Annotated in this window: 28 protein-coding genes, 1 tRNA gene and 1 pseudogene; 16 read left to right on the top strand and 14 right to left on the bottom strand. The window is 57.0% G+C overall.

Features of this window, described 5'->3' with window-relative positions:
- Positions 1 to 3 precede the first annotated feature (3 nt).
- From thrS to DA792_RS12030, 5 genes are all read left to right on the top strand, one after another.
- On the top strand, positions 4 to 1953 hold the full coding sequence (thrS, locus tag DA792_RS12010) for a threonine--tRNA ligase (RefSeq protein WP_107720145.1): 1950 nt from the start codon (positions 4 to 6) through the stop codon (positions 1951 to 1953).
- A 327-nt stretch (positions 1954 to 2280) separates the two neighbouring features.
- A complete protein-coding gene (locus DA792_RS12015; protein ID WP_107720146.1) occupies positions 2281 to 2592 on the top strand; it encodes a BufA1 family periplasmic bufferin-type metallophore in 312 nt (103 codons plus the stop codon).
- 70 nt (positions 2593 to 2662) lie between these two features.
- Positions 2663 to 3559 carry an MNIO family bufferin maturase gene (gene bufB, locus DA792_RS12020; RefSeq protein WP_254679684.1) on the top strand — a complete coding sequence of 299 codons (897 nt, stop codon included), beginning with the start codon at positions 2663 to 2665 and terminating at the stop codon, positions 3557 to 3559.
- The gene (locus DA792_RS12025) at positions 3556 to 4287 is read left to right on the top strand and encodes an HvfC/BufC N-terminal domain-containing protein (RefSeq protein ID WP_107720147.1); all 732 of its coding nucleotides are present in this window, start codon (positions 3556 to 3558) and stop codon (positions 4285 to 4287) included. Before bufB ends, DA792_RS12025 begins: the two co-directional genes overlap by 4 nt.
- Complete coding sequence (locus DA792_RS12030) at positions 4280 to 4819, top strand: DoxX family protein (RefSeq protein ID WP_107720148.1); 540 nt, start codon at positions 4280 to 4282, stop codon at positions 4817 to 4819. Before DA792_RS12025 ends, DA792_RS12030 begins: the two co-directional genes overlap by 8 nt.
- On the opposite strand, the gene DA792_RS12035 is transcribed toward DA792_RS12030, so the two are convergent.
- Entirely contained in the window at positions 4798 to 5112 is a 315-nt protein-coding gene (locus DA792_RS12035; protein WP_107720149.1) for an arsenate reductase family protein, read from the bottom strand. The two genes, DA792_RS12030 and DA792_RS12035, sit on opposite strands and share 22 nt — an antisense overlap.
- 241 nt (positions 5113 to 5353) lie before the next feature.
- Here DA792_RS12035 and DA792_RS12040 point away from each other — a divergent pair, with 241 nt between their 5' ends.
- The 3 genes from DA792_RS12040 (at position 5354) to DA792_RS22815 (ending at position 6282) form a co-directional block, all read left to right on the top strand.
- Positions 5354 to 5560 carry a cold-shock protein gene (locus DA792_RS12040; RefSeq protein ID WP_009570975.1) on the top strand — a complete coding sequence of 69 codons (207 nt, stop codon included), beginning with the start codon at positions 5354 to 5356 and terminating at the stop codon, positions 5558 to 5560.
- A 75-nt stretch (positions 5561 to 5635) separates the two neighbouring features.
- Positions 5636 to 6064, top strand: coding sequence for a GDSL-type esterase/lipase family protein (locus tag DA792_RS12045; protein WP_254679685.1), 429 nt, complete (start codon positions 5636 to 5638; stop codon positions 6062 to 6064).
- Positions 6065 to 6096: 32 nt separating this feature from the next.
- Complete coding sequence (locus DA792_RS22815; RefSeq protein ID WP_254679686.1) at positions 6097 to 6282, top strand: hypothetical protein; 186 nt, start codon at positions 6097 to 6099, stop codon at positions 6280 to 6282.
- Between the two features lie 61 nt (positions 6283 to 6343).
- Here DA792_RS22815 and DA792_RS12050 read toward each other — a convergent pair whose 3' ends face one another.
- The 3 genes and pseudogenes from DA792_RS12050 to DA792_RS12060 form a co-directional block, all read right to left on the bottom strand.
- Positions 6344 to 6655 carry a hypothetical protein gene (locus DA792_RS12050; protein WP_107720150.1) on the bottom strand — a complete coding sequence of 104 codons (312 nt, stop codon included), beginning with the start codon at positions 6653 to 6655 and terminating at the stop codon, positions 6344 to 6346.
- A gap of 157 nt (positions 6656 to 6812) precedes the next feature.
- A pseudogene (locus DA792_RS12055) lies at positions 6813 to 7285 on the bottom strand (dihydrofolate reductase).
- Positions 7286 to 7296: 11 nt separating this feature from the next.
- Complete coding sequence (locus tag DA792_RS12060; protein WP_107720151.1) at positions 7297 to 8091, bottom strand: thymidylate synthase; 795 nt, start codon at positions 8089 to 8091, stop codon at positions 7297 to 7299.
- A 138-nt stretch (positions 8092 to 8229) separates the two neighbouring features.
- Between DA792_RS12060 and DA792_RS12065 the strand changes: the two genes are divergently transcribed.
- Both DA792_RS12065 and DA792_RS12070 read left to right on the top strand, forming a co-directional pair.
- Positions 8230 to 8658 (top strand): VOC family protein, encoded by a 429-nt coding sequence (locus tag DA792_RS12065; protein ID WP_107720152.1) that lies wholly within the window; start codon positions 8230 to 8232, stop codon positions 8656 to 8658.
- Positions 8652 to 9404 (top strand): DUF1194 domain-containing protein, encoded by a 753-nt coding sequence (locus tag DA792_RS12070; protein WP_159075258.1) that lies wholly within the window; start codon positions 8652 to 8654, stop codon positions 9402 to 9404. The genes DA792_RS12065 and DA792_RS12070 overlap by 7 nt, the downstream gene beginning before the upstream one ends.
- A 36-nt stretch (positions 9405 to 9440) precedes the next feature.
- Here DA792_RS12070 and DA792_RS12075 read toward each other — a convergent pair whose 3' ends face one another.
- Together DA792_RS12075 and DA792_RS12080 are read right to left on the bottom strand one after the other, a co-directional pair.
- Positions 9441 to 9938, bottom strand: a complete 498-nt coding sequence (locus DA792_RS12075; RefSeq protein ID WP_107720154.1) for a MarR family winged helix-turn-helix transcriptional regulator — start codon at positions 9936 to 9938, stop codon at positions 9441 to 9443.
- Between the two features lie 147 nt (positions 9939 to 10085).
- Positions 10086 to 10400, bottom strand: a complete 315-nt coding sequence (locus DA792_RS12080) for a succinate dehydrogenase assembly factor 2 (protein WP_217621092.1) — start codon at positions 10398 to 10400, stop codon at positions 10086 to 10088.
- Positions 10401 to 10544: 144 nt separating this feature from the next.
- Here DA792_RS12080 and DA792_RS12085 point away from each other — a divergent pair, with 144 nt between their 5' ends.
- Together DA792_RS12085 and DA792_RS12090 are read left to right on the top strand one after the other, a co-directional pair.
- Positions 10545 to 11747 (top strand): pyridoxal phosphate-dependent aminotransferase, encoded by a 1203-nt coding sequence (locus DA792_RS12085; protein ID WP_107720155.1) that lies wholly within the window; start codon positions 10545 to 10547, stop codon positions 11745 to 11747.
- Positions 11744 to 12157 carry a hypothetical protein gene (locus DA792_RS12090; protein WP_107720156.1) on the top strand — a complete coding sequence of 138 codons (414 nt, stop codon included), beginning with the start codon at positions 11744 to 11746 and terminating at the stop codon, positions 12155 to 12157. Before DA792_RS12085 ends, DA792_RS12090 begins: the two co-directional genes overlap by 4 nt.
- Positions 12158 to 12162: 5 nt before the next feature.
- Here the strand turns inward: DA792_RS12090 and DA792_RS12095 are convergent, their stop codons facing one another.
- The 6 genes from DA792_RS12095 to DA792_RS12115 form a co-directional block, all read right to left on the bottom strand.
- Positions 12163 to 13521 carry an MATE family efflux transporter gene (locus DA792_RS12095; protein ID WP_107720157.1) on the bottom strand — a complete coding sequence of 453 codons (1359 nt, stop codon included), beginning with the start codon at positions 13519 to 13521 and terminating at the stop codon, positions 12163 to 12165.
- A 75-nt stretch (positions 13522 to 13596) separates the two neighbouring features.
- Positions 13597 to 14487, bottom strand: coding sequence for an NAD-dependent epimerase/dehydratase family protein (locus tag DA792_RS12100; RefSeq protein WP_107720158.1), 891 nt, complete (start codon positions 14485 to 14487; stop codon positions 13597 to 13599).
- A gap of 20 nt (positions 14488 to 14507) precedes the next feature.
- Positions 14508 to 14681, bottom strand: coding sequence for a lipocalin family protein (locus DA792_RS12105; protein WP_159075259.1), 174 nt, complete (start codon positions 14679 to 14681; stop codon positions 14508 to 14510).
- Positions 14600 to 14965 carry a hypothetical protein gene (locus DA792_RS22445; RefSeq protein ID WP_199908212.1) on the bottom strand — a complete coding sequence of 122 codons (366 nt, stop codon included), beginning with the start codon at positions 14963 to 14965 and terminating at the stop codon, positions 14600 to 14602. Before DA792_RS22445 ends, DA792_RS12105 begins: the two co-directional genes overlap by 82 nt.
- An 89-nt stretch (positions 14966 to 15054) precedes the next feature.
- The gene (locus DA792_RS12110) at positions 15055 to 15405 is read right to left on the bottom strand and encodes a hypothetical protein (protein WP_107720160.1); all 351 of its coding nucleotides are present in this window, start codon (positions 15403 to 15405) and stop codon (positions 15055 to 15057) included.
- 25 nt (positions 15406 to 15430) lie between these two features.
- Complete coding sequence (locus tag DA792_RS12115) at positions 15431 to 16471, bottom strand: aldo/keto reductase (RefSeq protein WP_107720161.1); 1041 nt, start codon at positions 16469 to 16471, stop codon at positions 15431 to 15433.
- A gap of 281 nt (positions 16472 to 16752) precedes the next feature.
- Here DA792_RS12115 and metG point away from each other — a divergent pair, with 281 nt between their 5' ends.
- Both metG and DA792_RS12125 read left to right on the top strand, forming a co-directional pair.
- On the top strand, positions 16753 to 18471 hold the full coding sequence (metG, locus tag DA792_RS12120) for a methionine--tRNA ligase (RefSeq protein WP_107720162.1): 1719 nt from the start codon (positions 16753 to 16755) through the stop codon (positions 18469 to 18471).
- A 150-nt stretch (positions 18472 to 18621) separates the two neighbouring features.
- Positions 18622 to 19548 (top strand): glycosyltransferase, encoded by a 927-nt coding sequence (locus DA792_RS12125; protein ID WP_107720163.1) that lies wholly within the window; start codon positions 18622 to 18624, stop codon positions 19546 to 19548.
- Here the strand turns inward: DA792_RS12125 and DA792_RS12130 are convergent.
- Both DA792_RS12130 and DA792_RS12135 read right to left on the bottom strand, forming a co-directional pair.
- The gene (locus DA792_RS12130) at positions 19545 to 20357 is read right to left on the bottom strand and encodes a hypothetical protein (protein WP_107720164.1); all 813 of its coding nucleotides are present in this window, start codon (positions 20355 to 20357) and stop codon (positions 19545 to 19547) included. The two genes, DA792_RS12125 and DA792_RS12130, sit on opposite strands and share 4 nt — an antisense overlap.
- A 69-nt stretch (positions 20358 to 20426) precedes the next feature.
- Positions 20427 to 20512 (bottom strand) — tRNA-Leu (locus DA792_RS12135).
- A 209-nt stretch (positions 20513 to 20721) separates the two neighbouring features.
- On the opposite strand from DA792_RS12135, the gene DA792_RS12140 reads away from it, so the two are divergent.
- Together DA792_RS12140 and DA792_RS12145 are read left to right on the top strand one after the other, a co-directional pair.
- Complete coding sequence (locus tag DA792_RS12140) at positions 20722 to 21465, top strand: rhomboid family intramembrane serine protease (RefSeq protein WP_107720165.1); 744 nt, start codon at positions 20722 to 20724, stop codon at positions 21463 to 21465.
- Complete coding sequence (locus DA792_RS12145) at positions 21462 to 21839, top strand: GFA family protein (protein ID WP_107720166.1); 378 nt, start codon at positions 21462 to 21464, stop codon at positions 21837 to 21839. The genes DA792_RS12140 and DA792_RS12145 overlap by 4 nt, the downstream gene beginning before the upstream one ends.
- The last annotated feature ends 17 nt before the right edge of the window (positions 21840 to 21856 follow it).

A 21856-nucleotide genomic window follows, 5' to 3' on the forward strand; every position in this document is an offset into this window, starting at 1 on the left:
GACATGGCCCAGATTTCTCTCACCTTCCCCGATGGCACTGCACGCGACTTCGCAAAGGGCGTAACCCCTACCGAGGTCGCCGAAAGCATTGCGATCTCTCTCGCCAAAAAGGCGATTTCTGCGACCGTGAATGGCGCGCATTGGGACCTGCAATGGCCGATTGAGGCGGATGCCACGATCGCCATCAACACCATGTCGGACGATGCGCCTGCGTTGGAATTGATCCGTCACGATCTGGCTCATATCATGGCCCGCGCGGTTCAGGAGCTTTGGCCCGATGTCAAAGTCACCATCGGTCCGGTGATCAAGGATGGCTGGTATTACGACTTTGACCGCAAAGAGCCGTTTACCCCCGAAGATTTGGGCGCAATTGAAGCGAAGATGAAAGAGATCATCAACGCCCGTGACCCGGTGCGCACCGAAGTCTGGTCGCGCGATGAAGCCATCGCCTATTACAAAGAGCGCGGTGAAGAGTATAAGGTCGAGTTGGTCGGTATGATCCCCGACGACGGCCAACCGATCCGCATGTATTGGCATGGCGATTGGCAAGACCTGTGCCGTGGGCCCCATTTGCAAAACACCGGCCAAGTGCCAAACAATGGCTTTAAATTGATGTCCGTCGCCGGAGCCTATTGGCGCGGCGACAGTGACCGCGCAATGTTGCAGCGGATTTACGGCGTTGGCTTCAAGGACCCGAAGTCGCTCAAGGCCCATTTGACCATGTTGGAAGAGGCGGCCAAACGCGACCACCGTAAGCTGGGTCGCGAAATGGACCTGTTCCACATGCAAGAAGAGGCTCCGGGCCAGATTTTCTGGCATCCGAATGGCTGGAAAATCTACACCACGTTGCAAGATTACATGCGCCGCCAGCAAGAAGAAGATGGCTATGTCGAGGTCAACACGCCGCAGGTGGTGAACCGCAAGCTTTGGGAAGCGTCCGGTCACTGGGACAACTACCAAGACAATATGTTCATCGTCGAAGTGGACGAGGAGCACGCCCGCGAAAAAACGCTGAATGCGCTTAAGCCGATGAACTGCCCCTGCCACGTTCAGGTGTTCAACCAAGGTTTGAAATCCTACCGCGATCTGCCATTGCGCATGGCCGAATTCGGATCGTGTAACCGCTATGAACCGTCAGGTGCGCTGCACGGCATCATGCGGGTGCGTGGCTTTACCCAAGATGACGCGCATATTTTCTGTACCGATGAACAGGTCGAGGAAGAAACCAAGAAATTCGTCACCTTCTTGGCCAAAATCTATGCCGATCTGGGCTTTGATCAGTGGAAGGTCAAATTGTCGACCCGTCCTGAAAAGCGCGTCGGCACCGAGGAAAGCTGGGACAAGGCCGAGGCGGATTTGGCCAACGGGATTCGGGCGGCGGGATACGAGTATGAAATCCAAGAGGGCGAAGGCGCCTTTTATGGTCCGAAACTGGAGTTCGTGCTGACCGATGCCATTGGCCGCGATTGGCAATGTGGTACGTTGCAGATCGACCCCAACCTCCCTGAACGTCTGGACGCCAATTACATCGGCCAAGATGGGGCAAAACACCGTCCGGTGATGTTGCACCGTGCTGTTTTGGGTTCATTCGAACGCTTCATCGGCATCTTGATTGAATCTCATGCCGGCAAATTGCCGTTCTGGCTCGCGCCGCGTCAGGTTGTGGTCACCACGATTGTCTCCGAAGCCGATGGCTACGCCGATGAGGTCGTCGCCGCGCTCAAAGCCGCAGGTGTGCGTGCCGAGGCTGACACGCGCAACGAGAAGATCAACTACAAGGTCCGCGAACACAGCCTTGGCAAAGTGCCGGTGATTCTGGCCGTGGGCGCGCGCGAGATCGACGAAAAGACTGTCTCTGTGCGTCGTTTGGGCGAAAAACAGACCGCTGTGATGAGTTTGGACGACATCGTCGCTGAGCTAAAACTGGCCGCCTGCCCGCCTGACTTGAAATAAGTCGCACCCACCTGAAACAATAAGGCCTCGCGCAAGCGGGGCCTTTTTTGCGTGATCACCGTCCCCAACGTCAACGTGAGCAATGTTTCATCGGCCAATGTGCCTTCATGTCTCTGTTTTTATTCGGTTCACCCCAGACCTTCGGGTCAAAACGGCACCAGGTTCGCCCCCTTGGATCGCATTTCAACACACGTTTTCGTTTGTTTCACTGCCTGACAGGCGCGTCAGGACACACCCCCGTGACTGGCCTGTGAGCTGCCCCATCGGCCATATCTTGCTCACCGCCACTCACGGCGGAAACGCATGATCTCTAGGGAGACACACCCAATGACCACACAAACAAAAACCCTCGCCCTCATCGGCGCTCTTGCCACCGCATTGTCCGCAACCGCCACCATGGCCTCCGCCGAAGGCGCGCAAGAAAAATGTTTCGGCGTTGCTCTTGCCGGTGAAAACGGCTGTCAGGCTGGCCCGGGCACGACCTGTGCAGGCACCTCGAAAGTCGATTTCCAAGGCAACGCCTGGACTTTGGTGCCCGAAGGCACCTGTCTGACGATGGAACTGCCGGCAATGATGGACGGCCATGCCCGTATGGGGTCGCTCGAAGCGCTGGAACGCGACCTGCCGATGGACAGCTAAACAGCTTTGGGTCCGGTGCCGTCCAGTGCCGGACCCTCTTTTTCAAACGCGAACCTTCGGGGGGGATAAGATGTTGGACCACCATGATAGCCAAAGTGGCGGCCACAGTGGCGGCCACCACGACATCCGGCGTGACGCCCTGCCAAACGGCGCGGGCATCGGCTACAAACCTCAGCATTTTTCAAACCTGACATTGGGCAACACCCCGGTGGAATGGCTTGAAATCCATGCAGAAAATTACATGGGTGCAGGCGGGCGACCTCTTGCTCAACTGCGCGCCCTCTCCGATCTGTTCCCGATTTCCGTGCACGGTGTTGGCCTCTCAATCGGTGGCGAAGGACGGCTAGATCCCGACCATCTGGCTCGGCTCAAGCACCTGATCGACTGGCTTCAACCGGCTCGGTTTTCCGAACATCTGGCTTGGTCCACCCATGGTGACGCCTTTTTCAACGACCTGCTGCCCCTGCCCTACACCGAGGCCACATTGACCCGCGTCTGCGCCCATATTAACGAGCTGCAAGATCGGATCGGGCGGCAAATGTTGCTTGAAAACCCGTCTGCCTATTTGGCCTTTTCTGAAAGCACCTACGACGAAGTCGATTTCCTCCGCGAAATCGCCAAACGCACCGGTTGCGGGCTTTTGCTGGACGTCAACAACGTCTTTGTCTCCGCCTCTAATCTGGCCTTTGACCCCATCGCCTATATCGACGCTTTCGCTCATGACGCCGTGGGGGAAATCCACCTTGGCGGCCATGATCAAGACGCGGATGAGACCGGCGCCCCGTTATTGATTGACAGCCATGGGCGCGAAGTGGCCGACCCGGTTTGGGCGCTTTATGCCCATACGTTGTCCGTCGGCGGTGCCAAACCAACCTTGATCGAATGGGACACCGATGTGCCCGAATGGGACGTTTTGGCCGCAGAGGCCGACCGTGCCGCCGCCCTGTTGCAAACGGTGCCTGCATGACCCAATCCGCCTTCATCCACGCCGTGCTTAACCCAGACGCCCCTGTCCCGACGGGCCTCACCGATGCGTCAGGTCGCCCCGCATCTGCACGCTTTAATGTCTATCGCAACAACGTCGCGGTCAGTTTGAAAGAGGCCCTCTCGTCAGGGTTTCCAGCGATAAAATCTTTGCTCGGCACGGCGTTTTTTGACGCGATGACAGGGGTTTATCTGCGCGCACACCCGCCAAAATCGCCCCGACTGGCACTCTACGGCGAGACGTTCCCCGATTTTCTGGCCGGATTTGACCCCCTGCGCCACCTCCCCTATCTGCCCGATGTCGCCCGGCTCGAATACGCCCTGCGCCAAAGCTATCACGCCGCCGATACCACGGCGCTCACACCCGACGCCCTGCAAACCCCCGACGCGTTGATACGCCCGCTGCGGCTCGCCCCTTCGGTGTTTTGGATCGAAAGCGCCTATCCTGTAACCCAGATTCACGCCGCCGCTTTTGGTGGACCAAACCCCACCGGCGGGGCCGAAACCGCCCTGGTCACCCGCGCCATCTTTGATCCGGTGGCGACGGGTTTTCCTCCCGGCACCAGTGCCGTTCTGATGGCTTTGAACGCGGGGACGTCTCTGGATGAGGCGCTCACTGTCGCCCCCCCCCTCCTCGACCTTTCGGTCTTTCTTTCCGCACTGCTGACCGGCGGGGCGCTCACCTTACCGCAGGACACAGCCCATGTTTGACCTTAAAACCACGTTCGATCGCATCAACAGTCTGGCGCTCTCCGCCCTGCCCCTGCTCGCACGCCTCACCTTTGCCGGGGTGTTGGCCCGCTACTTTTGGGCCTCGGCGGCAACCAAATTGTCCGGGCCATTTACACCAACGTTCAATGCCTACGCCCAAGTGTTCCCACGCAAAATGGAGGCGGCGGGCTATGACATTTCGGGCTTCGGCCTGTTTGAATGGGCCGTAGTGATGGCGGGCAGCTACGCCGAAATCATCTTGCCCGCGCTGCTGATTCTCGGCTTGTTCACCCGTCTGGCCGCTTTTGGCATGGTTGGCTTTGTCCTCGTGCAATCGCTCACGGATGTGATCGGCCATGGGGTCGATCCCGCCACCGTCGGGTCGTGGTTTGACCGGACCTCCGATGCGTTGATTTTGGACCAACGCGGCTTTTGGATGCTCGGATTTGCCGTGCTCATTGGCTTGGGCGGCGGCTGGATCTCGCTGGACCGGCTGATCTGGAACCGGGTTCAGGCCAAAACAGCGGCCTGAACATCCTTGCCCCAGCCAAGGTACAAAACACCGTCTTTTTCGATCACCGGGCGTTTCATCAGCGTTGGATGATCGGCCAACAGAGCCAGAGGCGCACGCGCCCGCTCTTCCTCTGACAACCCCCGCCATGTGGTCGAGCGGGTGTTCAAAATCGCATCGCCAAAGGCCGCATGGAACCGCTCCACGTCCTGCGCAGACAGCGGTTCGGCACGGATGTCGCGCAATTCTGCCGAGAGCGCTTTGACAGCCTTGCGGCAGGTGTCACACGTCTTAATCCCATAAATAACCGTCATTTTAATCCCTTTTCGGTTCACCAAGCGCCCAATCTACAGCCCCAACCGCTCAAAAAACCGCATCTGCGCAGTGTTATAAACTTGTTGCTTGCCTTATTTTCAACTTGAGGCAAACTTATCTCGTGACTGCTGACTTTCTAGAACGACCGCTCCTTCTTACGGGGCAGCTGGAAGACTTGGAAGACCTGGCTGCACCGGCCCGTCGCACGTTGTGGCGGATGACATGATAGGAGTGATGACAATGCCCACCGGCACTGTAAAATGGTTCAACACCACCAAAGGCTTCGGCTTTATCGCCCCCGATGATGGCGGCAAAGACGTATTTGTCCATATTTCTGCCGTCGAGCGCGCGGGCATGACTGGCCTCGCCGACAATATGAAAATCCGCTATGAGCTGCGCGATGGCCGCGATGGCCGCGCCTCTGCCTCCGAACTCGAAGCGATCTAAACCACTTTTCGGTTGATCTTTGGCGGTCCCGGGGCCACTCCGGGGCCGTTTTCTATGCTCAACTTGGAGGCCCCCGTGCCCACGATCCTCACCTTTGGCGACAGCAATACCCACGGCACTCAACCGATGCTCACGCGTCCTTCCGATCTGCCACGCCATATGCGCCGCTGGCCTGTGGTGATGGCGGAACGTCTGGGATGGGATCTGATCGAAGAGGGCTTGCCGGGGCGGACCTTTGCCTTTCCCGACCCCGAAATGGGACCGCATATGGACGGGCGTTTGGGCCTTTTTATTGCGCTTGAAAGCCACGGGCCGATTGACGCACTGACCATCATGTTGGGCACCAATGATCTCAAGGCGCAGTTTGATGCCACACCAGAAGACATCGCCGAGGCCGCCGCGTTTCACCTTGATGTCGCGCTCTCCGACGAAATGCAAACGCGCCATGGCGGGTTTGAACCCTTTCTGATCCTGCCCCCGCCCCACGCGCTTTGGGCGTTTTAACCGAGCATTATCAAGGCGCTGAGGCCAAATCCATGGCCACCTATGAGGCCGTCCGCGCCGTAGCCGAGGCCCGTGATGTGGCGGTGTTTGATGCCAATTCTGTGGTGGCTGTTTCTGAGGTTGATGGCGTCCATCTTGAGGCGCAATCGCACGAGACATTAGGCGCGGCTGTAGCCGATTTTATTCTCTCGGAACGGGTTGAAGACGCCGCCGAGTGACAAAAAATCCCGCCCTTTTAACGCCGGGCGGGATTTTAAATTCGACACCTGGTTCCCAGACTTAGCTGCCAGAGCCCATCGAAATCCGCTCCGGCACATAATTCGGAGATTTCGGATCGGTGGTGTTTGACGCCATCGCGGGCACATAGCGTCGCTGGCTCACGGGAGCGTCGCCATAACCCGTCGCATTTGGCACACCGCAACACACCACGCCGTTATAGCGGATCGGCTGCGTGCCCGCCGGACAGAAATTTTCGACATTTTTCTCATAGGCGAAATGTTTGACAACGGGGTCATAGGGCTGGGTGTCCGCGGCAAACATCGGGCTCGCCCCAAGGGTCATCACAGCGGCAGTCAACGCGGCCTTCATCATTCTACACACTCCGGAACACAGGCCCATTTTGGGCGTAAATCTATATGGGCAAAGGATAACTCAGCTTTGGCCCTTGCGGCAAGGATTTGGTGATTTGGGGGTAAAATTGTTTCTAAATGCGCAACATTGGCGTCATTATCCCGCAGTTGACCCAAATTTATCGCACCCACTCCACAACCTCACACTTCGGTCCCTCGGCGCGCAGCACCATCCGCGAGACTTCGCGCCACTGCGTTGGATCGAAGGTTGGGAACCATGTATCGGCGCCCTCGACTTCGGTATCGACCTCGGTGATCACCAAACGGTCGGCCAGCGGCAGCATGGCGGAGTAGATGCCAAATCCCCCCATGGCGTAGATGCGGGCACGGTGTTCAGAGCGCGCGAATTCGATCGCGTCCTCAACGCTGGCAAAGACATGATCGTGATCGACACCTTGCGAGGACACTACAATATTCAATCTATTTTTCAGAGGTTTAAACGGCAGACTCTCCCAAGTGTTGCGGCCCATGATGACCGCGCCCCCATAGTTTCACGCATGAAAAACCGCAAATCTTCGGGCGCGTCCCATGGGATAGTGTTGTCTTTGCCGATGGCACCGGTGCGGTCGCGGGCGGCAATGAGCGTGATCATGGCAAGGCTCCTTAGACTGCAACCGGGGCTTTGATGGCAGGATCGGGATCGTAATCCAGCACTTCGAAATCGTCATATGTAAAATCGAACAGGCTTTTGACCTCAGGGTTGATCCGAATGGTCGGCAGTGGTTTGGGCGTGCGCGTAAGTTGCAATGCGACCTGTTCCATATGATTGGAATAGATATGTGCGTCACCGATGGAATGGATGAAGTCGCCCGGTTCATAGCCTGTCACCTGCGCCAGCATTTGCAACAAAAGCGCATAAGACGCAATGTTGAACGGCACGCCAAGGAACATATCGGCGGAGCGTTGGTAGAGTTGAAGGTGCAATTTTCCGCCCAGAATTTTGACCTGCCACAGGGTGTGACAGGGCGGGAGCGCCATATTATCGACCTCAGAGGGGTTCCAAGCGGAGACAATCAGGCGGCGCGAATCGGGGCTTTTCTTGATCGCCTCAACGAGATTGGCGATCTGATCGAATGTGCCGCGCTCGCCGCCCGGCCATTTGCGCCATTGCGCGCCGTAAACCGGACCCAAATCGCCGTTTTCATCGGCCCATTCGTCCCAAATCGTCACTTTGTTATCGCGCAGATACGTGATGTTGGTGTCGCCGGAGAGAAACCACAAAAGTTCATGAATGATGGCGCGCAGATAGAGCTTTTTGGTGGTGACCAAGGGAAACCCGTCACTGAGCGGGTAGCGCGCCTGAAGGCCGAAATAAGATCGCGTGCCGGTGCCGGTGCGATCAGTAGTGTCAACGCCATGGGCAAGGATGGTTTTCAACTGGTCATGGTATTGGTGCACGGCATTATCCCCAAGATATAGTAGGCGCGAGTTTGGTCCCAGTATTACTGACGCACAGGGGGCAAGCCAAGGCTGAACCGGCTCGGGGATGGAAAAACCCGCGCAAAAGGTTAGACTCACGCCAAACACGCAAGGAGGATGGACATGCGCTATTTGCACACGATGGTTCGAGTCAAAGATTTGGAAAAAACCATGGCGTTTTTCACGCTATTGGGGCTACGGCAGATTCGTCGTATGGACAGCGAATCCGGGCGGTTTTCGTTGATTTTCATGGCCCCCGAAGGACAAGAAGAGTGTCCGGTGGAACTGACCTACAATTGGGACGGCGATGACGGCCTGCCCTCAGACAGCCGCCATTTTGGCCACCTGGCCTATGAGGTCGAAGACATTTATGATCTTTGTCAGACGCTTATGGACAATGGCGTGGTGATCAACCGCCCTCCGCGCGACGGGCACATGGCCTTTGTGCGCTCACCGGACAATATTTCGATCGAGCTTTTGCAAAAAGGCGAAGCCCTTGCGCCCACAGAGCCTTGGGCGTCGATGGAAAGTGTTGGTCATTGGTAAAAGCCACCCTCCTCAGCGTGAGTTTGGTCGCGTTTATCGCGGCTGGGCCCGCGCAGGCCGAAACCTGTCGACAGGCATTGGCGCTGGGGTTGGATGTGTCCGGCTCGGTCGATGCCAGTGAGTGGCAGTTGCAAATCGAAGGCCTAGCCCGCGCCTTGGCCGCCCCGGAGGTGACACGGGCATTTTTGGCCGTCGAGGGCGCGCCGGTTTGGATCACGATCTATGAATGGGCCGGCGACGCCTCGCCGCGCGATTTGGTGCCTTGGGCCGCTATGCGCAGCCAAGACGACCTGCAAGAGGTGCAACGCAAATTACGTAGCTTAACACGGGTGGCGCATGGGCCGGGCACGGCCATGGGCGAAGGCATTCGGTTTGGCGGGGATCGGTTGAGCGAACGTCCCGGCTGTTGGCGCTATACATTGGATATTTCCGCCGATGGGCGCTCCAACATGGGGCCCCGGCCAGAGCGGGTGCGGTTTGAACCGAACCTGAGTGACGTAACGATCAACGGATTAATCGTCTCGACCGGATCGGACACGGCGAATGCGGCGGCGATTGAACGCGAATTAGATGGGTTAGAGCGTTATTTCAGAGGTGCGGTGATCAAAGGCTATGGCGCCTTTGTCGAACGCGCCGGGTCCTATCAGGACTATGAACACGCCATGACACGCAAACTTTTGAAAGAATTACAAACACTTGCCATTGGGTGGCTGGACGATCAGCCCAAAGAAACCGCACAAAATTGACCCGCGTCGCGGTGCCGCCAATCCTGCGGCGCATGATCAATAGATATACCGAATCTGATCGGCCCAATAGCGTTCGACCCGGCGCAAAGACGTGTTGATGTCTTCGATTCCCTCAGAGGAAATCACCCCTTTGCCCTGCAACCCCTCAGCGTGACGCGAAAACAGATCCGCCACAGTGACGCGCACATGATCGCCCTTGGCGGTCAGTTTCACCCGCACTGAGCGGCGGTCAATTTCACAGCGCTGATGATGCATATAGCCCATATCCACCAGCTTTTTGAGATTATAGGACACGTTTGAGCCCTGATAATACCCGCGGGTTTTCAATTCCCCAGCGGTCACCTCGTTTTCACCGACGTTGAACAGCAAAAGCGCCTGAACCGCGTTGATTTCCAGAATGCCGACCCGTTCGAATTCATCCTTGATCACATCGAGAAGCAGCCGATGCAGCCGCTCCACGAGTGACAATGCCTCAAGGTACTGAGACATGAAGGGGGTTTCGATTGGTTTTACGATTGCTGAATGCATGCTCATCTGTGACTCCGCCAAAGGCTATTTGAAGGACAGATTGACCTGAATTTCCCAAAATTCAGTTAAACATCACATATTTTTCCAATCTCGACAAATTGGCGGAAAAATAGCGTAGACAGGGCGTGGGTTAAGGAAAGGATTTGGTAACCTTTACCCCATGAGCCCCCAAGAGGGATGATCCGCATCCGCAATCACCCGCTCCAACATGGATTTGAGGTGCTCTGGCACGGGTTTAAGCCCGGTGGCATAGGACAGCAAATCCTGATCATGCTCATCCATCAGCGTCTCAAACTCGTCCAGAGCCGCCGCATCCATATCTGCCAAATGCGCATCCGCATAGCCGCCGATCAAAAGATCCATCTCTTTGATCCCGCGCCGCCATGCCCGGATTTTCAGACGCTTGCGACGGATTTCAATGCTCTCACCCACCGGCTTGGCTGCGTTTTTGGGGCTGAACTGAGGCATGGCGATCTCCAACTCTGTGACGTTTTGTGCACCCATATCAAGATTATCGCGCCCATACCAAGATTATCGTCAAGCGACGCTTGGCGAGCGGTCCTTTTTGGCGCTATCACTAGGCCAAACCCTTAGCATAATGGACGCTTTCCCATGCCTTTCCTCTCCGAGACCCTGTCGCGTGTCAAACCTTCGCCCACCATCGCCGTGACCAACAAGGCGCGTGAATTGAAAGCGGCGGGCAAGGACGTGATCGGCCTTGGCGCTGGTGAGCCGGATTTTGACACGCCCGCGCATATCAAAGCGGCGGGCATTCGTGCCATCGAAGAGGGCAAAACCAAATACACCGCCGTGGATGGTATCCCCGAGCTCAAAGAGGCGATTTGCGCCAAGTTCAAACGCGACAACGGGCTGGACTATGTACCCGCTCAGGTTTCGGTGTCGGGCGGCGGCAAACAGGTGCTTTATAACGCGCTGGTTGCCACCTTGAACCCCGGTGACGAAGTGATCATCCCCGCGCCCTACTGGGTGTCCTACCCGGATATGGTGCTTTTGGCGGGCGGCGTGCCGGTAGCGATCGAGGGCAAGCTCGATCATGATTTCAAAATCACCGCAGCCCAGCTTGAGGCCGCGATCACGCCCAACACCAAATGGCTGATCTTCAACTCGCCGTCCAACCCCACCGGTGCTGGCTATTCCAAAGCGGAACTCAAAGAACTGACCGACGTGTTGATGCGCCACCCGCATGTGTGGGTGATGTCGGATGATATGTACGAACACCTGGCCTTTGACGGGTTTGAATTTTGCACCCCCGCCGAAATCGAACCCGGCCTTTACGCGCGCACTTTGACGGTCAATGGCGTGTCCAAGGCCTATTGCATGACCGGCTGGCGGATCGGCTATGCGGCAGGTCCGGTGGAGTTGATCAATGCGATGCGCAAGGTGCAATCGCAATCGACCTCGAACCCCTGTTCGATCTCGCAATATGCCGCCGTTGAGGCGCTGAACGGTCCGCATGATTTCATCACCTCCAACAACGAAGCCTTCGTGCGCCGCCGCAATATGGTGGTCGACATGCTCAACGCCGCAGAGGGCATCACCTGCCCGACCCCGGAAGGCGCATTCTACGTCTACCCGGACATTGCCGGATGCCTGAACAAAACCTCCGCAGGCGGGGCCAAAATCACCAATGACGAAGAGTTCGCCACAGCGTTGTTGGAAGAAACTGGTGTGGCCGTGGTGTTTGGGGCGGCCTTTGGCCTGTCGCCCAACTTCCGCGTCTCTTACGCCACCTCGGACGCCGCCCTCAAAGAGGCCTGCACCCGGATTCAGACCTTTTGTGCGGGGCTTTCATGAGCGTCGATCTCCCTGAATATTACTTCCGCATCCGCGAGAACGGCGCCTTTGTCTTTCGCGTGGATACGGAAAACCGTCAGCGCCGGATCGAAATGGATCAAATTGCGGCAGTCAACATCAAGAATGGCGAGATCAAACCACAAGGCGGGCGTGAGCTTTCCACAGAAGACATGCGCGTCATCGAAGAGTGGATGGCCGAGCGGATTGCGCTTCTGGCCAAGCGCGATATTGACGACATTCACCGGGCGATTGATTATCTGAACCTGACCGCGCATTGGGCGCAAACGCGAGGCACGGACGATCAGTTGGAGAATATCACCGACGCGCTTTTGCTGGCGATGCATGACCTGCGCACGGTTTTGGTCCGTAAGAAAGCAGATCGGTTGATGAAAGAGCGCGATGGCGCATAAGCCCGTTAGGCGCTGTGCGAAATCCGCGATTTTTGCACCCAGAAACGGTAGCTCATCAACAGGCAGGCCGAGGTCAGGCCAAACACAAAGCCCATCCAAACGCCCTCTGCGCCCCAGCCAATGACAAAGCCGAACAGGTAGGCCACGGGCAATCCGATGACCCAATAGCTGATCGTTGCCAACAACATCGGCACGGCGGTGTCGTGCAAGCCGCGCAAGAGCGAGAGCGCCACAACCTGCCCCCCATCCGAGAATTGCACCATCGCGGCGAAGATCATCAAAATGCCGCCAATGGCTAAGACTTCGGCACGCGCTGGCTCATCGGGAGCAATGAACAAGCCGATGAGAAAATCCGGGAACAGGAGAAACAAAGATGACGACACTGCGGCCATCATCAGCGACATCACCACAACCACCCGCGCCCCTTTGCGCAGATCGGCCTCATCGTCGCGCCCCATGGCATTGCCAGCGCGGATGGTGCCCGCCTGCGACAGACCGATTTGGGCCATAAAAGCGATGGCGGTGAGTTGCAGCACAATCCCATGCGCCGCCAAAGTCGCGGTACCAATCCAGCCCATCATCAAGGCGGCGGCATTGAACAGCCCGACCTCCGCCAACGAGGTCACCCCGATGGGCACCCCCATGCGAAACACCGTGCCGAACATCGGCCAATCGGGTTTGAACGGATTGCGGAACAGGTCATTTTCGGGCGTTGCGATTTTGGCATAAACCGCCAGCGCCACCATCATCAACGTCGAGACGATGAGTGACGCGATGGCCGAGCCCAAGACACCCAGTTCCGGCATCCCAAATCCACCAAAAATCAGCATATAATTGAGCAGAGCGTTCAATCCGACCGCGCAAATCACCGCGATCAACACCACTCGGGTGCGCTCCAGCGCCGAGAAATACGACCGAAACACCGCAACCACCAAGGCCGGGATCATTTCAAAGCCTGCGACCGCCAGATAGGGTTTGGCCATGGCGGCGATATGGGGCTGTTGCCCCAAAGCGATCAAGACCTCGTCAGAAAATCCAAACACCGGATAGATCACCACGGCGGCGATGATGGACAGCCAAATCGCCATCCGCGTGGCGCGACGCACCATGGTGGCATCCCCCCGCCCGGCGGCCGTTGCGACCAAGGGCATCACGGCAAAGGCAAACCCCGCCAAGAGGATGAACAACACGAACCAAAACCCAGAGGCCAAGACCAAAGCAGCCAGCTCGTCGAGACCGTACCAGCCCATCATGATCACATCGGTCATATGAACCGCAAATTGCGCAAGCTGACTGCCCGCCAAAGGCAGACCCAGCACCAAAATCCGGCGCGCGTGCTCCATATATGTCCGCTCAATAATCATGCAGGGGCTATAAGCGGGATTTTTCAAACCGCCTAGTCAAAAATCCTGCGGACCCCCATCAGCAAATGCGAAGGGTCAGGGTTTCAAGACTTGTCGCCAGCCGTGTTTGGGCGCAAATCCCAACAGCCGCTTGGCCTTCTCGTTGGAATAAAAGCTCTCATCATCGCCCATCTCACGCAGAAACGGCACATTCGGATAAAATCGTTCGGCAATCTCACGCGTGCCCAGTGTCACCGAATGATCGTCATTGGCGGCGTTGAAGATCTCAAATCCCAATCCGTCTTTCGCCAACATCAGATCGACCATCTGTCCCAAATCGCGCGCGTCGATATAACCAAAAATGTTACGCTCCCGCATGGCCGGGTGTTCAAAATAGGTTGGAAAATTGCGCTCATACTCATCCGGTTCAATCACATTGTTGATGCGGATGCCGTAGATGTCGATACCGGAACGGCGCTGAAACGACCGCGCAGTCACCTCATTGGCGACCTTGGACATGGCGTAGCTGTCTTCGGGCACAACCGGGTGATCCTCATCCACCGGAAGATACTCAGGCATCCGCGCCCCATCTGCAAAACAGATGCCATATGTGGTCTCGGAGGAGGCAAAAATCACCTTTTTGATGCCAAGCTTCACCGCCGCCTCAAGCACATTATAGGTGCTCATCACATTGACCCGGTAGGTTTCATTGTCAGGTTTCAAAAGGATGCGCGGCACGGCGGCAAAATGCACCACTGCATCAAAGCTTGGCACGCCTGTTCCCGGCTCCAATTCATCGAAATTTGCGTAAGATGTCAGGGCGTTAAATACTTGGCCACTGTCCGTCACATCGACCGTCAGATTGTCCACCCCCGGCGCATCCAGAGGCACCAGATCGGCGTTCAACACCCGATGCCCGCGCGCCACCAGATAGGGCACGACATGTCGCCCGGCCTTGCCTGAGCCGCCCGTAAACAAAATCCGCATCTTTGTCCCTCCTTTGAGGTCTATTTGCGCCGCGCCGGGCGCAGCCGGGTCACGTCATAACCGTTCCACGCCAAAATCTCATGCACCGCGCGCTGCCGATCCGGCGGCAGGCTCATCTCTCGCGACAACACATGCGCCGCCCCCGAAGGCGACCCAATGACCGCCACATGATATTCGGCGTCAACCCAAAACACCCAAATCTCGTCCCCTCAAAAGCAAAGCGTCCCGGTCCGATCCGTTTGGCCAGCCCTTGACGCGGCGTGCCATCGGCACAGGGGCCTTCGGTCACCATCAGATCGCCAGATTTTTGTTGAGTAAAGGTCACAGCGCCGATGACGCAGGATGCGCCCTCAGGCACAAACGCCTCGACCTCATACCAACGGCCAGAAAATTTCAGCGTATCCAACGTGGCCAGAGAGGCCATCGCCACCTCCGGGTTGCGCGTGCCTGTCGGTTTGGAGGCAGAGCCGGGTGTCACACATCCTGCAAGAAGGGCCAAAGAAACAACAGAAAAGAGCAGGCTTCGCGCATTAAAGTTGTACAAATCGCGTAATTTTCGATTTTGGATCAATCCACGCATAATGTCACCCGCCGCCCTTCTGTATCCAACAACTCATTGCAGCCAAATAGAGGTTCGATCGGGCTACAGGTTTGCGAACGTGCCAAACAATTCCCAGTGCTGCACTCCGTCGATTTGGAACAGGACTTCCCCGCATCTTTCGGTGTCACAAAACAGGCCAAAGCCCCGGATGCACCGCCCGGTTTAAACGCCCCACCGCGCGTCTCACAGGCCGTCTTTTGCGCACGTCCCCCCGGATCATAGCCTGCAAGCCCATAGCCCCCACCCGTCTCCGGCGCCTCCGCTTGGCAGGCGGAAAGGGCGAATATGGCAAGCGCAATCCAAAGAGCAGCCCGCATGATATGTTCTCCTAATATGCCCCGTTTAGTAGGGCAATGGATGGGCTTTATAGGCGGTTTCGATGTCTTTGAGCAGCTCTTTTGACAGCGTCACATCGCGTGCGTCCAGAGATTTATCCAACTGCTCGACAGAAGTCGCGCCGATGATCGGCATCGTGTCGAACGGGCGGGTCAGCGTCCAGGCCACGGCCATGGTCGTCGGGTCGATCCCGTGTTTTTTCGCGATCTCGACATAGGCGTCCACCGCAGGCCACGCGCGCGGGCTCACCCGTCCGCCCAAATCGCCATTCAAATCAAGGCGCGAGCCTTTCGGCACCACAGAACCGCCTTTGTATTTATCGGTCAAAAGCCCGGCGGCCAGCGGCGAATAGGCCAGAAGAGTGACCTCTTCATGCACCGCCAATTCGCCCAGATCGAGGTCATAATGGCGGCACATCAGAGAATATTCATTCTGGATCGACTGCATCCGCGGCGCGCCCATTTCCTCGGCCAAGCGCAGCCATTGCGCCATGCCCCATGCGCTTTCATTCGAGGTGCCAAATTCGCGCACCTTGCCAGCCTTCTGCAGCTCCGTCATCTTTGCAAGAACGGCCCGCATATTGTCCAAAACCTGCTCTTTGGGCGGCTGCGACGAGGGGTCAAATTTCCAATTTTGACGGAAATGATACGAGCCGCGATTGGGCCAATGGAATTGGTAGAGATCGACGTAATCGGTTTTGAGACGTTTGAGCGAGTCATCAAGGCGCGCCTCAAGATTTTCGGCGGTGATCCCCTCTTTATTGACGCTGCCGGTGCCGGCAATTTTGCTCGCGATGATCCAATCTTCGCGCCCACCGCGCGCGGCCAAATAGTCACCGATGATCACTTCGGTGTCGCCCGCCGTTTCCACCCGCACCGGGTTGACCGGATACATTTCCGCCGTGTCTATGAAATTGATGCCGACCCCTTTGGCGCGGTCAATCTGGGCATGCCCCTCGTCCATCGTGTTCTGCGTGCCCCAAGTCATCGACCCAAGACAAATCTCGGACACCATCAGATCGCTTTTGCCAATTTTGCGCCGTTTCATTGCATCGCTTCCTTTATCTCTGTCCGGCCTGCACCCCTGCAGACCGCCAATCCTGTTTGCGCACAACCTAACGCGCTCGCGCCTGAGGGCAATCAATCATCGCGCCCTTGGCCTGAGAGATTTCGCCAAGGCGCTTTGCATCCCTTTGATCACGTCGATTTTGCGACATATCCATGCGCAATGGTGCGAAAACTCACGAACAGGCGCTGCCCTCTGGCCCTTTCGCCGCAGCCGCGCTAGAGAGGCTAAAGACTTTGCAACGGACAGACCGGACGACGCACATGGCACGCACGCTCATCACCTCAGCTTTGCCCTATATCAATGGGATCAAACACCTCGGCAACCTTGTTGGCTCGCAATTGCCCGCCGACCTTTACGCCCGCTATCGGCGCGCGCGGGGCGACGAGGTTTTGTTCCTCTGCGCCACCGACGAACACGGCACCCCGGCCGAGATCGCCGCCCAAAAGGCGGGCAAACCCGTGGCCGAGTATTGCGCCGAGATGCATGATATTCAGGCCGAGATCGCCAAGGGCTATCGTCTGTCTTTTGACCATTTTGGCCGCTCGTCGAGCGAGCAGAACAAGGTCCTGACCCAACATCTGGCCACCAAACTGGCCGAAAGCGGATTGATCGAGGTGATTGAAGAAACTCAGGTCTATTCCGTCACCGACGGACGGTTTTTGCCGGATCGCTACATTGAAGGCACCTGCCCCAACTGTGGCTACGAGTCGGCGCGCGGCGACCAATGTGACAACTGCACCAAACAGTTGGACCCGACGGATTTGATCAATCCGCATTCGACCATTTCAGGCGCGACCGACCTTGAAACCCGCGCAACCAAGCACCTCTATCTCAAGCAATCGAACATGCGCGGTGCCTTGAGCGAGTGGATTGAGAGCAAAACCGACTGGCCCGTGCTCACCACCTCGATTGCCAAGAAATGGCTCAACGATGGTGACGGCCTGCAAGACCGCGGCATCACCCGCGACCTGAGCTGGGGCGTTCCCGTGCAATATGAGGGCGCACCTTGGACCGGAATGGACGGAAAAGTGTTCTACGTCTGGTTTGATGCGCCGATCGAATACATCGCCTGTGGTGCCGAATGGGCGGCGAAACAAGGGCTTGATGACGCGGCTTGGGAGCGCTGGTGGCGCACCGACAAAGGCGCGGATGATGTGCGATATGTGCAATTCATGGGCAAGGACAATGTGCCGTTTCATACCCTGTCCTTCCCCGTCACCATGCTGGGGTCGGATGAGCCGTGGAAGATGGTCGATTACATCAAATCGTTCAACTATCTGAACTATGATGGCGGCCAATTCTCCACCTCGCGCGGACGCGGTGTGTTCATGGATCAAGCGCTGTCGATCCTGCCGCCGGACTACTGGCGCTGGTGGCTGTTGTCGCATGCGCCCGAAAGCTCAGACTCTGAGTTCACCTGGGAAAACTTCCAATCTAGTGTGAACAAGGACCTGGCCGATGTGTTGGGCAATTTCGTATCGCGCATCACCAAATTCTGTCGCTCCAAATTTGGCGAAGAGGTGCCTGCGGGCGGAGACTACGGCGACCAAGAGCGCGCATTGATTGCCGAGTTGACCGAAAAAGTTACAGAATATCAAACCCATATGGACGCCATTGACGTGCGCAAAGGCGCGAATGCGCTGCGCGCGATTTGGGTGGCGGGTAATGAATATCTGCAATCCGCAGCCCCTTGGTCCACTTTCAAAGAAGATCCAGAATTGGCGGCGATGCAAGTGCGCATGGGCCTGAACCTGATCGGGCTATACGCACGCCTCTCTGCGCCTTTCATTCCGGACACCTCGGGCAAACTGCACACGGCCTTGGCGCTCGACACGCTTGACTGGCCCGAAGATGTCGCGGGCTGCCTGTCCTCCCTGACACCCGGCCAAACTTTCGTTGTCCCCGACAATTTATTTGCCAAGATCTCCGATGAAGACCGCGAAAACTGGCAAGAAAAATTCGCCGGAATCCGGGCCTAAAACACCGTTCCCCCGTAGCGGTAAAATGGTCGATTTATACATGAAAGCGCGCCTGAAAAGGGGCGCTTTCATACTTACGGCACGTTGCCCCGCCTTGCGCCACCAAGTGCTTTGCGAGCATAATAGCCCATCGAAAAAAGGCAGGTAGATATGGCGGCCACAGATTTGAACGGCGATGTAGAGGTCGCGATTTTTTCCTACAATCGCCCCGCTTATCTGAAAAACTGTGTCGCATCGGTGCAACGCCACCTACCGCAGGCGCGCCTGCGCATTTTTGACGACAACTCCGATGATCCAGAGCTGATCGCCTATCTCGCGACCCTGCCAGACGGCACTGTCGTACAACCCGACAAACAGAGCGGACATGCCCGGCATGGCGGGCTGTATCCGAATATGCAACGTGCCTTTGACAGTGCCACAGCGCGCTATCTGTTGATGCTACAAGACGACACTCAAGTGGTGCGGGAGCTTGATCAGAGCGATTTTGATGCCATAGATACGGTGTTCTCGGATGACCCAAACTGTGCCTTTTTAGCCGTCACCTTTTTGCGCGGCGCACGGGCGACACGCTATCACCGGTTGCTGACCCCTGACACGACGCGCGGCGTCTATGACACGCCAGCCCTGCCAGATCAGCCCGACTATGCCAAACGGATCGCCTATTTCGACATCTCGCTGTGGCATGTAGAGCGCCTGCGCAAGGCGCAATGGCAGGTGCAAAATTCAGAGCATGACAATGTTCTACAAGCTCGCGCGATGTTTTCCGCCATGCCACATCTGGCTGCGCCTTTTGTGTTTCATGTCCCAGAAGTGCCGGTCTACCGCCATCGCACCCAAACCCTCGCCGCCCGTCTTGCGCGCCGCATTGTCGGCACAGATCCCAAACGGTTCGTCCCAATGACCAGCCCGGAGGTGGCGGCAATGAAAGCCCGCGACCTCTCGCACTGGCCCATCGCAGAGGATTTTCTAATCTGCGTAGACCCGAAAGTGCGCCGCCCCTTTGTCTACAAAGACGTGAAACGACACTGGTGGTTGGCGTTGCTCAGCAAACTCGAATTCAAACTGCGCAGGCGTTAAAGCCAAACACCATAGGTGTCGCGGAAATACTGCACACAGGCGCGATTGGCCTCCATACGACCGGCCCCATCTTCGACATGTTTCGCCAGAGGGTTGGAACGATGTGATGGCTTGTACGACACGGGGCGCATGGCGCCATCCGTGCTGTGAATATGAATCCCACGGCGCAAAAGACAGCCCGAAAGCCAAACATCATCCACGGTCCAAAGGATTGGCGGAATGTTGAAATCTTCGTCCTTGAACCAGTCAGGGCGCACCATCACACCCGCAAAACCTTCGGCAATATCAACATAGCCTGCCGTTGAATACCGAGAGCGGGCGGGACGGTGCAGACCCAAAGTGGCGCGACGCTTCCAGCGATACATGCGGTTTTCGGCCCGTGATGTCGGGATGGCTTCGGGACCGGGCAGCGGCACCTCACGATCCAAGCCAATTTGTTCAAGCGTCAGCCCGGATTCCGTCAACGCCATCCCCGGAAATTTCGATTTACTGTCGACAAAGCGAGTAAGCCAGTTTCGATCATACAGCCGATCATCATCGCAATAGACAATATCGACATCCTGATCGCGCCATTTTTGCGCCGCCGGAAGCACCTTTGTTGCCGGACCAAGATCATCCTCGACCCAATTGACATCGACCCAATCAGGCAGTTCGGGCAACTGCGGAATCTCGCCGGGAAAGCGCCGATAATTGCGTGCAACCCAAAGCTCGACCTTATCCGGCCGCGTCGCCTGTTTGGCCAGATTGGCATAGTATTTCGGCAAGTATTTGAACCGAGGCGGGATAGAGCTTGAAGTAACAATCAACATTTTTTCTTCTTATTCGCATGTACACAGGAAGTATCAGGCCAACCCTCTTGTGAAGGACATGGCAAGATATGGTGCCCGCGGCCGGACTCGAACCGGCACGGCCATTCAGCCGGGAGATTTTAAGTCTCATGTGTCTACCATTCCACCACGCGGGCACGCGAGGCTGTGGTGGCAGACCATACTGTTGACGCGGGCGGTGTAAAGAGGGAAGCGGCCCCATGGGGCCCAACGACAGCAATTTGCGAAAAGCCGCCTATTCCGATTGTCGTAAAACACTGCGCAACAGTGCGATGTTGGCGATCAACACCTTCTCCAAGCCGCAAATGGATTGCAAAAGGCTTTCATTCTTGGTCAGAGTGGCGGCATGTTTCCTATTCGCGACCACAACCCGTCCCGTAGACCTGCGCTGGTCACCTATGCGTTGATCGCGCTGAATGTGGCGGTGTTTTTGGCCATGCTGCCCTCTTACGGCGACGACCGGGCCTTACTTGGTCTCTATTCCAACTGGGCCATGGTGCCCGCGCGGATTTCCTTGGGGAATGGGTATTATACTCTGTTCACCTCCATGTTCATGCATGGTGGCATCCTGCACATCGCTGGTAACATGCTGTTTTTGTGGATTTTCGGAGACAACCTTGAAGATGAGATGGGGCATTTACGCTATCTCATCTTTTACCTTTTGTGTGGCGTTGCCGCTGGAATGGCGCAATATTTGGCCGCCCCGGACGCGCGGATTCCGATGGTTGGGGCCTCCGGCGCGATTGCCGGGGTTTTGGGCGGCTATATGCTTATGTTCCCCAAAGCACGCGTCGATGTCTTCTTCTTTTTCATCGTCTTTTTCAAAGTCGTCCCCCTGCCCGCTTGGCTGATGTTGGGATTTTGGTTTGGCCTGCAACTCTTGGGCGAACTCGGGTCAAGCGGTGATGGTGGCGTGGCCTATTTGGCCCATATCGGTGGGTTCATTGCTGGCGCCCTTGCCACCTACCCGCTTTGGCTGCGGCGCGGCGGGAGAGTGTTTTGGGACCGTACCAACGGCGCGCCGCCCCATGCCGCAGCACGCTACCGGATCCAAACCACATCAGTTCCCATCGTCAGGAGACGCAAGTGACCAAAGATTTCAGCACGCCCGTCACAGTGACCTGCCATTGCGGCGGGGTCGCACTCAACGTTCAGCTTTTGGATGGGTTAAACACCGCGCGACGGTGCGATTGTTCGCTCTGTCGGCGACGCGGTGCGATCATGGTAACCGCAGCTATGGGCGGGATTGAGGTGGTCAAGGCGGACAGCCTCAGCCTCTATCAATTCGGAACACGGACGGCGAAACACTATTTTTGCGGCACATGCGGGATTTACACCCACCATCAACGCCGCTCAAACCCACAGCAATACGGGGTCAATGCCGGGGCAATTGTGGGGGTAAACCCGTCTGACATACCAGACGTGCCGTGGATGGATGGCGTGCATCACCCTTCGGATCAGTAATCCGATATCGCAGGAGG

The sequence above is a fragment of the Celeribacter baekdonensis genome (assembly GCF_003047105.1).
GTDB classification, from domain to species: Bacteria; Pseudomonadota; Alphaproteobacteria; order Rhodobacterales; family Rhodobacteraceae; genus Celeribacter; species Celeribacter baekdonensis_B.

Excerpts from the sequence above, each read along its gene's own strand:
- DA792_RS12075 (WP_107720154.1), bottom strand. The coding sequence starts at position 9,938 with ATGAGCATGCATTCAGCAATCGTAAAACCAATCGAAACCCCCTTCATG.
- DA792_RS12085 (WP_107720155.1), top strand. The coding sequence starts at position 10,545 with ATGCCTTTCCTCTCCGAGACCCTGTCGCGTGTCAAACCTTCGCCCACC.
- DA792_RS12100 (WP_107720158.1), bottom strand. The coding sequence starts at position 14,487 with ATGCGGATTTTGTTTACGGGCGGCTCAGGCAAGGCCGGGCGACATGTC.
- DA792_RS12115 (WP_107720161.1), bottom strand. The coding sequence starts at position 16,471 with ATGAAACGGCGCAAAATTGGCAAAAGCGATCTGATGGTGTCCGAGATT.
- DA792_RS12080 (WP_217621092.1), bottom strand. The coding sequence starts at position 10,400 with ATGCCTCAGTTCAGCCCCAAAAACGCAGCCAAGCCGGTGGGTGAGAGC.
- DA792_RS12095 (WP_107720157.1), bottom strand. The coding sequence starts at position 13,521 with ATGATTATTGAGCGGACATATATGGAGCACGCGCGCCGGATTTTGGTG.
- DA792_RS12015 (WP_107720146.1), top strand. The coding sequence starts at position 2,281 with ATGACCACACAAACAAAAACCCTCGCCCTCATCGGCGCTCTTGCCACC.
- DA792_RS12140 (WP_107720165.1), top strand. The coding sequence starts at position 20,722 with ATGTTTCCTATTCGCGACCACAACCCGTCCCGTAGACCTGCGCTGGTC.
- DA792_RS12110 (WP_107720160.1), bottom strand. The coding sequence starts at position 15,405 with ATGCGGGCTGCTCTTTGGATTGCGCTTGCCATATTCGCCCTTTCCGCC.
- DA792_RS12025 (WP_107720147.1), top strand. The coding sequence starts at position 3,556 with ATGACCCAATCCGCCTTCATCCACGCCGTGCTTAACCCAGACGCCCCT.
- metG (WP_107720162.1), top strand. The coding sequence starts at position 16,753 with ATGGCACGCACGCTCATCACCTCAGCTTTGCCCTATATCAATGGGATC.
- DA792_RS12035 (WP_107720149.1), bottom strand. The coding sequence starts at position 5,112 with ATGACGGTTATTTATGGGATTAAGACGTGTGACACCTGCCGCAAGGCT.
- DA792_RS12065 (WP_107720152.1), top strand. The coding sequence starts at position 8,230 with ATGGACATGCGCTATTTGCACACGATGGTTCGAGTCAAAGATTTGGAA.
- bufB (WP_254679684.1), top strand. The coding sequence starts at position 2,663 with ATGTTGGACCACCATGATAGCCAAAGTGGCGGCCACAGTGGCGGCCAC.
- thrS (WP_107720145.1), top strand. The coding sequence starts at position 4 with ATGGCCCAGATTTCTCTCACCTTCCCCGATGGCACTGCACGCGACTTC.
- DA792_RS12130 (WP_107720164.1), bottom strand. The coding sequence starts at position 20,357 with ATGTTGATTGTTACTTCAAGCTCTATCCCGCCTCGGTTCAAATACTTG.
- DA792_RS22815 (WP_254679686.1), top strand. The coding sequence starts at position 6,097 with ATGGCCACCTATGAGGCCGTCCGCGCCGTAGCCGAGGCCCGTGATGTG.
- DA792_RS12090 (WP_107720156.1), top strand. The coding sequence starts at position 11,744 with ATGAGCGTCGATCTCCCTGAATATTACTTCCGCATCCGCGAGAACGGC.
- DA792_RS12030 (WP_107720148.1), top strand. The coding sequence starts at position 4,280 with ATGTTTGACCTTAAAACCACGTTCGATCGCATCAACAGTCTGGCGCTC.
- DA792_RS12040 (WP_009570975.1), top strand. The coding sequence starts at position 5,354 with ATGCCCACCGGCACTGTAAAATGGTTCAACACCACCAAAGGCTTCGGC.
- DA792_RS12050 (WP_107720150.1), bottom strand. The coding sequence starts at position 6,655 with ATGATGAAGGCCGCGTTGACTGCCGCTGTGATGACCCTTGGGGCGAGC.
- DA792_RS12125 (WP_107720163.1), top strand. The coding sequence starts at position 18,622 with ATGGCGGCCACAGATTTGAACGGCGATGTAGAGGTCGCGATTTTTTCC.